Genomic DNA, 10,535 nt, shown 5'->3' with positions numbered 1-10,535 from the left:
ACCGACCGGTCCATCGAATTTATCACCTGATGTTTACAGGTACTGGCAGATGAACTGAGAGGTGCTCATAGGATGTTTAATACCCATGAAGTGAGTCAAGGTCGAGCATATCACCTTGGCCACTGCCTCACAATGTTTGCCCTGGCGACCTTCCTTGTAAAGATGCCCCAGTAGAGCGTGAAGATCAAATACGCGATGAACGACATGGCAACCCCCAGCAGCCAGCATGAACGGGCTGCCACCTCTTGCCGTAACAAAATAGAGCGCAAGGATAGAAACTATCAGGGCCAGAGTTGCTGCAATTGTCCCCATAGAGAATGCACTGAACGACCCATCAGTAATGACGGGCAAACCCTCCACCTCACCCCTGTATAGATGAAAGCCCTGCTTGGTATGGCAGGATGGGCAGATGAGTACCCAGTCCGGGCCTACCCTCACGGCGCTGACAGAGCCCCCATTTTGAGCGCCTAAAATTGAACTTTGCCTTGCAGTTCGGGCACTCTGTGTGTGATGTTACCCACGACCTGTGATCCCTGGGTTTACCTATGGTGGCCGTTCCCCCACTCAGTGACCTTAAACTCTATGAGCATAAGATATTTGTTCTCTGAAGCCTGTATTACGATATCAGCCTGGAGCCCCCAATCAATCCAGAGCCGGAATACAGATCGGGCGCTCTCTCTTGCCCTGGCCCCCAGCGATTTCACAATGATCTGATAATGAGGTTTGAGTAAAGATGGATAAGCCCCACCCTGAAGGCCCCCCCCGTGGTCTAACAGCTTTGCTGAGGACTCCGCATGCAGGTCAAAATGGAGCTGGACATTGCAGATACCAACGAAAGGGATTTCAGATACGTGGTCCTGGGGGGGCCATGTATGGCGCGGAGGGCCAGGGGGGGCGGAGCGACTCCAGTTTTAGCCTCAGGCCCCAACCCCCTGCTTCTAACCCTTCGCCAAACGGATAATACGAACCGTACGCCAGATATATCCGCTGTGGCAGGTTGTTCCACAAGGTTGATACATACGGTTTAGATTTGTAAGCAATGAACCTCAGGAACCTTTGCCTCGCCGCAGCTTCCGGAACCGTCGGCGGCCTAGCTGCTGCACTGTACCTACCCCCCCTGATCTCTGTTCTCTTCCCCCCCGCACAGGTCATGCCGATGGACGCCATAATCCTGGGCACGATAAGGTGGCCGGGGGGGGTGGCGGTGGGGGGGCTGGCAGAACACCTGCTTGTGAGCGCACTGGGTGCGCTTGCGTTCTACGGTGCGGTGAGCGTCCTGAGGTACAGTGCGAGGGACCCAATCGGCAAGTACCTGGGCATGACGATGGCATATGTCCTGGGCTTTTACGTGGCGCTCTTCCTACCCTCATTTAACGCGTACGCCTCCGCACACCCCCCCGTCCCGGGATATTCACTGCCTGCCCTGCTTGCTCAGGGCTCATATTCACCCTGATATACTGCCTCGTGACCGCTGCGACCATGCTCGGGATCCTTTACTCCAGGCAGGATGGAGGGGGCGGCCCTGGCAGATACAGTGCGGGCCTATGACTGCTGCGGCGGCAGCCTTACCTCCATTCTCCCCCCCAGCTCCTGCAGAGCGATCTCTATGGCCCTGTCCAGCTGTGGATCCCTGGCCGCCAGGTAGTCCTCCGGCGGGTATTCAACGACCTCGTCCGGGTCCACACCGTGGTTCTCGACGCTGAAGCCAGCGTCTGTGAACCAGAAAGCGTACTCCGGCTGGGAAAGCACCGTCCCGTCTATGAGCTTCCTCCTCGGGCTTATGCCCACCACCCCCCCTCCCCCCCATGTCCTGGTACCCACGAGCCTGCCCAGGCCAAGGCCCTGAACGAATAGGAGAATATGTCTCCGTCGGAGCCTGCGTATTCGTTGCATATTGCCACCATTGGGCCAGCCACAGAGTTTGTGGGGTAGGGCATGAGTGTGCCGCGCCTTGGCCTGTCGTACCCAAGCCTCCTGAGAGCAAGGCGCTCGAGGAGCAGCTGTGACACGAACCCGCCACCGTTGTACCTGACGTCTATGACCAGGGCATCCCTGGATGCCTCCACCACGTACTGCCTGAAGAACTCGTTGTAGCCCCCCCTCACGCCCATGTCAGGTATGTGGATGTACCCAACGCGCCCTCCAGTCCTTTCATGCACGTAGGAGCGCCTGGACTCCACCCAGTCCCTGTACCTTATGTACTTGTCGTCCGCCAGGACCTCCACGAAGTCCCTCTTAACGGTCCCATCCGGTTTCCTCAGTGTGACCAGCACTCTCTGGCCCGCCCTTCCCATGAGGGCCTCGTAAATGCTGACCTCCCTGCCAGGCCTCACTCCATCGATCTCGATGACAGCATCCCCCCCGACCTCAGGATCCAGGGAAGAGAGGAGAAGAGGTGATTTTTCGTTCTCGTTGGATGGGTCGCCAACATATATCTTCGATATTCTGTAGGCCTCACCATCGAACACGAAGTCACAGGCTAGTTTCCCTGGCCGCTTTGCCTCACCGCCCGTGAAGGATCCGCCCATCTCGTAGGAGTGAGATGTCCTGAACTCGCCCTGCATCTCCGTTATCACATAGCTCAGGTCTGAACGGGTCTCGCACCTCCCGGCGAGGGCCCTGTACTTTTCGTATATCCTTTCCGCGATCTCAATTGCACGCCCCCCTGTCCCAGAAGTTGTCCCTTGCCAGTTTCCAGGCCTCATCGTACATCTGCATGAACTCCTCCCTGAGCGATGTGTAGATCTCGATCTGATCGAGTGGTATCTCGTTCTCCTTCTCCGGCCTGTCCAGGTCAAGGTAGAAGAGCCTGTTGCCCTCCTTCCTGTAAACGAGCCTCTTCCTGTCAACCGAGATGGAGAAGTCCAGGACGTCACGTGCCAGGTCCTTTACACTGCCGTCTGAGTAGGAAAACTTCTGTATGACTCCCTTCTCACCACCGTCGCTGTAATAGGAGCTGAGCGAGCCCTGTACCGGTACGCTGAGGAGGATCAGGCCATCCTCCACCGCTATCACACCCCCCCTGTAGTCCGCAGGCTGGACAGCCATGGGCTCTGACCTCATGAGTGCCCTCTCGATCGCCACTTCGCCAGCCTCCGGCATTATGCCTGAGGGGAACTTCCTTGACGGGTTCCTCACGCTCTCCCTGAGAGGCGCGAAGAAAGGCCTTGAGATCAGAGAGTAGCCGAAGTTGAGGATGAGCCTGTCCCTTGAAGGGTCAAGGGACCTGTTGGAAAGGTACACGATGTAATTGCCGTTCTGAGAGAACGAGGGTGAATAGTCCAGGCCGTTCTCAGTGGTCAACTGGTATGAACGGCTGGAACCGATATCGAAGACCCTCAGGGAGGCCTGCTCGTATGACGCTGTGCTGGTCTGCTTTGTGGGCAGCGAGTATGCCAGGAGATCCCCCCCGCCATCGGAGAATGAGAAGTCCGTGATCATGGCCACACTGCTCCTGTCCACTGTTACCACATTCCTGCTCCCTGTATCTATTAACCTGAGGGTAAAGTCGTCCAGCGCAATTGCAACATACCTGCCGTCCCTTGAGACGCCCATCTCGAATATGTTAGAATCGCTCGAGAAAAGAACCTCTCTCTTCATGTCCACAAGGCTGTAGGAGACTATGCTGTCACCCTCTATAGTGCCCTCGACAGTCACGACCCGGCCACCGTCTGCAACCGCTGCCTGCCTGACCCGGCCCTCCGGCTTTATCGTCCTGAGGAGCCTGCCCCCCCTGGCGTCTATGACCATGGCCTGGCCCCTGCTCACCACGGCCAGGATGTCTCCAGAGGTGGCAGAGTAGGCCTCCAGGTAGTCCCTGGCCTTGAAGACGGCCTTCTCGGGCTGCCCCCCCGGGATGCCAGATATCTCCACCTTCCGTGGCCTCCCGTCCTCCCCCATTGTGTATATGTCGCCACCCATGCTGAAGACGAGCGACATGCCGTCGGAGTTCAGGTTCCTGGGATAGAAGTCCCTGAAGTCCGTGTGGCGCCTCAGGTCCTTCCCATCTAGGTCCGTGGAGTATATCTGGCCAGAGCCGTCCAGGTCCGTTATGAAGTATATCCTGTTACCCATCACCGTCGGGGGGGAAGAGATGTGCGTCTCCAGGTCTATGATCTTCCTGAAACCGCCCTTCTCCGATCCCTTCCACACCTTCCCGCGGTGCCTCCCCCCCTGTAACCCTTCCAGTGCGGCAGCTCGAAGGTGTCCCTCCCTATGATCACCTCGCTCCCGACCTCGAAGTACCTGTGGCCAGGGCCAAGGTTCATGGCTCAAGGGAGCCGTGCTCCGAGAGCCTGTACAGGTACTGTGTGCCGCTGAAGGGTGAGATGGTCTCGGTCGCTATGACAACGTCGCCTGAAGCTGTGAAACCAGCCACATCGGTGAATGGCCTCCTGGAAACGCTGAGCCCGGACAGGAAAGTGAGCCGCCTGAGCGTGCCGTCTGAAAGCGATAGCCTGTAAATGTCGGCACACTCCCCCGACCTGCCCTCGGTCACTCTCATATATACGTGGTGGCCATCTGGTGAGAACCTGGCAGATGTGACAAGGGCATTGGGGGGGATAGATACAAGGAGCTGTGTACTCCCCCCCCGGCCGGTGTTGTGGAGGAAGAGCCTGCCGCCTGACACAAATACAATGTCGCTGCCCCTTATGTCCGGGTTCTGTAGGATGCTCATAGTGCGTGATGTGTACTCACCTTATTACATGTTTGCGCACTATGACCCACTCCCCACCCTAAAGGGCGAGGGTTCTGCCTGGGTCTAGGGCGTTACTCCCCCTTACGGGAGCTATTCGGTTATGGTCTACCTTGAAAGAGAGGGGGGGTTTCTTCACCGTGTTGACGATGGTCCCGTGGCCTTCTTCAGAATGTTCAAGGCACCGTTTAGGTCGCTGTGCAGTCTGTGGTCGAAAGGACAGTGAACCACTCCTCTTGGATACCTCCTGACTTCTACACCATGATAAGCACAGAACCTTGACGTGTTATATTCCATGACTTTATACACCCTTCATGCCCTATTGCTGGGCCTTCAGTTCTATCGCCTGTACTAAATCGCGACAAGACCAGACATTCACCGTGTACCTATTGCCCTTATCCTGACCAATGTTGTAAGGGTAGCCCGGGTAGATGGTGGAAACGCCAAGCCCATGGAGTCCCTCAACAAGACCGCTCGCCAACGTTCTGTGCAGGTGAAGAAAACCCCCCCTTTGCAATTTCTTGAACGGCTGCCCCTTCTCTCTTTCTGACTCCCCCCCGTAAGCTCCGTATTAACCGATGTTCTTGGCCTCATCTGCAAGTGACTGTACTCCAGCAACCCTCTTCTCGAAGTAGAAGTGGCCCTCCTTTGCCCTGACTCCACTGTACAGCAGCCAGGTACCATCGACTACCACCACGGAAGCCAGGACATTGATGCCCAGGTCAATAGAGGCCGTCCTGTTACCTTTTGGCGAAGCGACCTGTATTGACTTCCTCTCACCGTGAATGACGTGCCTGGACTGCTTACCTTTCTTGGTTGTTTCAACACCCACCTCAACGGGGGGGATGTGGGCGTACCACCTGTCCGTGACCTCATCGTAGACTATCTCCAGCCTGCCCTGCTTCTTAGTGTCCCGTATTTTGTGTACGGTTAAGGGGGGGACCTCTTCCGGAAATTTTATTGAACTTGCCCATGCATTTATAGAATCTCCTCAATATTCTCAATGACCACTTCTCATTGATCTCCACAACTCAGATGGATGATTTTCATTGTACTCTACTCTGATGGTGGTGAATCAGTGAACTCTATCCTGTTCCTTCGTTCCCTAGTGCTGTTTTGGATCTAATCTTTATTACAAGAAGAATGTTTACGACCACTATTAGTGTCAGAATCCCAAGAAAGAGGTCTTTTGGAACAGCTGTGGATGAATATGAATACAGTGAATCATAGTATCGAATAATGGGTGATGCTGCGGGAGGGATACGTCCACCATTCTGCCCAAATAATCGGAAGAAATCCAATTGTCCATATTAGCTGGTACAGGTAACCTGGTATCCTCCTACCAGCCAAGATGGACCTGCGAACCAAAAGGGGGGGCCTATTAACCAAAATGAAAATCCTGTAAATCTGCACCGTAACTACAATCTCAAAGCCTATCAATCCGATTACAGATGGAATATAAAAATAATCAGCTCCAAGGCTAAGGAAATAGAGAAATAAAGCCGAGCCAGCTAAAAGTACGATTATTTCCCTTATGAGTTTTTTCCTCCTCTCTTCGTCCATTTATCACCAACCTCTACGGAAATGCATGAGGCCATATGGATGTGTGCCAGCCTTTGATGTAAAAACATTTTGGGGGGGAGTGGTTCACATAGGAATTGCCAAGCTTATATAAACGGCCGGAACCTGAAGGGCCTGAAGAACTGCCAGATGTCAAGTTTATGGTGGTTGTATTTGTACAGTCATAATAGGCTGTATCCCAGGATACGCAAGTCTGCCCCCCCTCTGAGGACCAGATCATCATATATGTAAGATGATGTTGCATTGGTTTTCAGTGGTCATGGTGAAAGCATATGTATAGACTGTATTTTGCTTACAACTGCGTTACTGCTGGATTCCAGAATTGTCTGATTGCTGTTGTTGTCGAATGTTGCACTGCTTATCTCAAGGCTGGAATGGTTCAAATTAGTATGCGGGTACTCCGGTAGTAACTCAATATGTTGTTCCGATATGTTCAAAGCAACCTGGTTAAACGCCATTGTAGCCCGCTTAAGCTGCTGACCATTTCTCCGTGGACATATTCCCTTTGGCCATGAACTATACAAATTACGTATCCCCCCCCTCGTAATCTCTACATCGGCCGGCGCTGATTCCGTATCTACACCCCCCTTTCTAATGGAACATACGACTACTACGCAGCCGTAAACGTATCAGGATATTATTCAACGAGTGAATTCGGGTCGTTCACGGTGCACGGGAGCTCAGTAATCCTTCCAACTATCATTTTCATTACCGGCGCGTATTCCGTGTCTTTTGAGGAAACCGGTTTACCATCAGGCATGGCTTTCTCTGTATCCTTCAACGGCATGGTCAATTGGGGGGGGTCGCCCGTGGTATTTTCAGTACTCCCCGGTACATACCAGTACAGCGTTTTTGTACCCCCTGGATTCACCACTTCTTCTTCATCAAGAACGGTATCAGTGAGCGGTTCTACCCCCCCAGTTTCCATCGTGTTCATCCCGAAAAGAACATATGCAGTGACCTTCGTGGAAACTGGCCTTGCCCCGGGTACCGAATGGTTCATTGACGTGGATGGCCTGTATAATTCAAGCACCACATCTACAATATCTTTCTCAGGCTTAACTTACGGATTCCTGAACGGAACCTATTCTTATACAGTCGGGCTATCACCGGGCTATATCGCTTCCCCCTCAGCCGGAACCTTTACAGTCAACGGGGGGGCCCAGGTCATAAAATATATAACATTCACCGATGCGGTCTACAATGCGGTTTTCACCCCCCCCAGGGCCTATACCCATGGGCCTCCTATAACATCACGTTGAACTGATTCGTGCAGAGCGCTAAGGATACGGCTTTAACCTTCCTCCAGGTAAATGGAACCTATTCCTATAACATTACCCTAATCCCTGAATATTTCACCCTCGTATCCCCCCGCGCACTGGTACCATAGATATTAACGGTTCCACGGTATCAAGCGTAGTTAAGTTCCTCCCCCCCGAAAACTTTACGCTGAATTTCACGGAAACAAGCCTCCCGCAGTATACAAATTGGTCCATCGGATTAACGGGGGGGTTACGCACTCTTCAATAACGCCTTATATCCTCGTATCCCTCTCTGACGGGGGGGTCCATCAATACAGCGTGATAGCGCCTCAGGGATTCGTGGCTAACCCGGCATCCGGAACGGTTACCATTTCCAATTCATCGGCCTTTGTCCACATCTCGTTCAGCTCTCTCGCCACGTTCGAGGTTACATTATTTGAGACTGGTCTACCCTCAGGGGCCATGTGGACCGTGTCAATGAATGGATACAACATCACCTCTAATACGAATACCATAAACTTCTACGAGCCCAATGGTACGTACATTTACACAATCAACGGGCCTTCCGGGTACACGATTTCACCGCGGGCCGGGGCATTGGCCGTCGCCGGTAAAGCGATAGTTCAAACCGTTACGTTCCCCATCCCCAATACCTATTCCGTGGAATTCCAGGAATCAGGCCTCCCGCGGGTGACGATGTGGTCGATTACCCTGAACGGTAAAACAGAAACCTCTACCACGAATACAATCATCTTTTCGGGCATTAACGGGTCGTACTCCTATGTGGTAAACCCCCCCGTCACGGGATACCAGATTATATCAGGGCAATCAAAAGGAACGGGTTCATCAGGGCAAACAATTTCCTTGACATTCGTGGCTAATTCCCCCCGCCTCGATTTGGACTACGTATCAGTGGTATATTATCGGGGGCTATAGTCCTGATAATAATACTGCTATTGGCCTTCAAAGGAGGAGAACAAGAAGAGAAAAGGAGAGGAAGGTGGAAGTGAGGAGGGAAAACCGTGAAATCCCTCCTATTTTTCTCGTTTTTTATTACAATTTTCCTGGTATTCAGTTCAATAGAGGGGGCTATCCCCCCCTCCCTCAACCTCAACCCCCCCGGGTATCGTACCCAGTTTAACGGTTGGCAAGACCTGGAAATTGACCTAACAGAGAACCTCACCGGCCCGGGATGGTATACCACGGGTCAGGTCCCTATTTTGCATTGGGGAACCGGCCCGGTCAATTACGTTTACGGGGGCAATGTCACCCCCCCGGGCTGTTGGATACCGGAAATTCCAGTATTTCCCCCCCCGTGCAGCTCATCGGCCCCCCCTGTATTATGGGTTCACGTACACTTGCAACCTCGTATACGCCTTTATGACGAACTTTTGGCCCGTGGCTAATCTGACGGGTCCAGGGGGCGGGTGATTGAATCATGGGGGCACCGCCCCCCCTTCCGGGAATTTTTTCGGGGTTAACAGCGGGGTCGGGCCCTTGAATTTTGATTACGGCCATTCCCTGTACAACGATTCGTTATCGATATTCCTGGTCAATGCCTCTTCGCATCCGCATCAGTGGTTCAGGATGATGGAGGTAGATTTCACTGAACAAACGAGGACCGTGATTCAAAACATTTACCACAATAGCACCGTTCCCAAGCCGTATATTCCCCCCCGATTGTCTACGTTGTGATTGCGGTCTTATTTGCCTCAACGGTGGCTTTCGGAATAAGAGGAAACGGGGGGGAAAGGGATGAATTGAATAGAATAAGAAGGAGGAGGAATTGAATGCTTAAGATAATTGGAATCGGGTTGATTGTATTGGCATTGCTTGTTTTGAGCGCCCCGGGTATCCCGAATGCACATGCCACGGGAGGATTACCTGAATCTACTACCATTCCTTCATATATTACAGTCAGCGAAGTTGGGCTGCCCCCCGGGTACGACTGGACCATTCAGACATGGATACAGACGCCTGGGAGGCAGATAACCATCAATGAAAGCATCCCTGACGGGTCGAGTGCCTACGTCTCTACCGCGGGCCTGGTGGGCTTTGATGCCTATTTCCAAGCCTGGCAGCCCGTTGGTGGCATCTATAAGTACGTGGGGGGGAACTTTATTGGCTTTCCATTGGGGGGGGTTTCATCCCTCTTATCTCCGGTAAACAAAACTACACCTTTTATTTCTACCAGGCTATCAACATATCTTTCGTCGTGCAGGGGGGGCTACCGTTTTCGCTTAGCTGGTATTTGGATGTTAATGAGACCGTGCAGACTCCATACAGCGAAGTGAACATGTCTATTGGCGTGGGTAGACTGGGAAGTGCTAATGGTACCTTTTATGTCCTACCGGGAACTTTATACTATAGAGCATATGTTAATCCCGATTCCGGCTACATCCCCCCCCACCCCCCCTCCTCATGGAAATTCCTTGTGAATTACGGACCTGTTCAGCCTATCATCATCGTAACTTTCTCAAAGCAACCCCCCCGTGGTATGCCCTCTTCGCGCATTGGTTCAACGAGGGGGATTTCAACACTAAAAAATTACTGGTGGGGGCGTCCTCAGCCTTATCGGGGGCAACGGTCGCGGGGTACCTCCTTGACAATTTCGGGCCGTCTAAAGATGATTTCAAAAGAAAGAGGGGAAAGAGATGAAAGCGATATCAAGGAGAGTGATTGCATTAATCTTGATTTTGGCCATGACAGCGTCCATGGCCCCGGTGGTTGAGGTTGTACATGCGTCGTCTAATCCCCCCCTATCGGCCCTTTCGCTTGGCTCCTGGCAAGTGGACCAGCGTGCAGTTCATAATTGGGGGGGTCAACTCGTCAGCCGTGGAACAGTGGTTTAACGTGAGTTGGGGGGGGTCGAATCAGGCGGAGGAAGCCGGGGCGGTTGATTTTCCTTATCAGTTCATGTACGGTAATTTTTACATGAACGGTAAACTGGTGGCGCAGCCTATCTCCATCAACGTTCACATCAATTGGGCCGTGGT

The 10,535-nt window shown here is 52.9% G+C and carries 6 protein-coding genes and 1 pseudogene; 2 read left to right on the top strand and 5 right to left on the bottom strand.

Annotated elements, in window-relative coordinates:
* Positions 1-1,039: 1,039 nt before the first annotated feature.
* Positions 1,040-1,453 carry a hypothetical protein gene (locus JCM13583_RS11270; protein WP_075057745.1) on the top strand — a complete coding sequence of 138 codons (414 nt, stop codon included), beginning with the start codon at positions 1,040-1,042 and terminating at the stop codon, positions 1,451-1,453.
* Between the two features lie 89 nt (positions 1,454-1,542).
* On the opposite strand, the pseudogene JCM13583_RS11265 reads toward JCM13583_RS11270, so the two are convergent.
* The 5 genes and pseudogenes from JCM13583_RS11265 to JCM13583_RS11245 form a co-directional block, all read right to left on the bottom strand.
* Positions 1,543-4,678: pseudogene (locus JCM13583_RS11265) on the bottom strand (PDZ domain-containing protein).
* Between the two features lie 153 nt (positions 4,679-4,831).
* Positions 4,832-5,005: a transposase gene (locus tag JCM13583_RS11260; RefSeq protein ID WP_171823632.1), complete on the bottom strand. Its 174-nt coding sequence runs from the start codon at positions 5,003-5,005 to the stop codon at positions 4,832-4,834.
* A 262-nt stretch (positions 5,006-5,267) separates the two neighbouring features.
* Positions 5,268-5,528 carry a transposase gene (locus JCM13583_RS14300; protein WP_075057744.1) on the bottom strand — a complete coding sequence of 87 codons (261 nt, stop codon included), beginning with the start codon at positions 5,526-5,528 and terminating at the stop codon, positions 5,268-5,270.
* Positions 5,529-5,920: 392 nt separating this feature from the next.
* Positions 5,921-6,259 carry a hypothetical protein gene (locus JCM13583_RS11250; RefSeq protein WP_075057743.1) on the bottom strand — a complete coding sequence of 113 codons (339 nt, stop codon included), beginning with the start codon at positions 6,257-6,259 and terminating at the stop codon, positions 5,921-5,923.
* 655 nt (positions 6,260-6,914) lie between these two features.
* Positions 6,915-7,214 (bottom strand): hypothetical protein, encoded by a 300-nt coding sequence (locus JCM13583_RS11245; protein WP_171823631.1) that lies wholly within the window; start codon positions 7,212-7,214, stop codon positions 6,915-6,917.
* Between the two features lie 643 nt (positions 7,215-7,857).
* Between JCM13583_RS11245 and JCM13583_RS11240 the strand changes: the two genes are divergently transcribed.
* Positions 7,858-8,475: a hypothetical protein gene (locus JCM13583_RS11240; RefSeq protein ID WP_162509868.1), complete on the top strand. Its 618-nt coding sequence runs from the start codon at positions 7,858-7,860 to the stop codon at positions 8,473-8,475.
* Positions 8,476-10,535 lie beyond the last annotated feature (2,060 nt).

Source organism: Thermogymnomonas acidicola JCM 13583, assembly GCF_001316105.1.
Classification (GTDB): domain Archaea; phylum Thermoplasmatota; class Thermoplasmata; order Thermoplasmatales; family Thermoplasmataceae; genus Thermogymnomonas; species Thermogymnomonas acidicola.
This window is presented reverse-complemented; position numbering and strand designations above follow the sequence as displayed.

Bases quoted from the DNA above. Each gene is read 5' to 3' on its own strand.
- JCM13583_RS11250 (WP_075057743.1), bottom strand. From the start codon at position 6,259: ATGGACGAAGAGAGGAGGAAAAAACTCATAAGGGAAATAATCGTACTT.
- JCM13583_RS11270 (WP_075057745.1), top strand. From the start codon at position 1,040: ATGAACCTCAGGAACCTTTGCCTCGCCGCAGCTTCCGGAACCGTCGGC.
- JCM13583_RS11245 (WP_171823631.1), bottom strand. From the start codon at position 7,214: ATGAACACGATGGAAACTGGGGGGGTAGAACCGCTCACTGATACCGTT.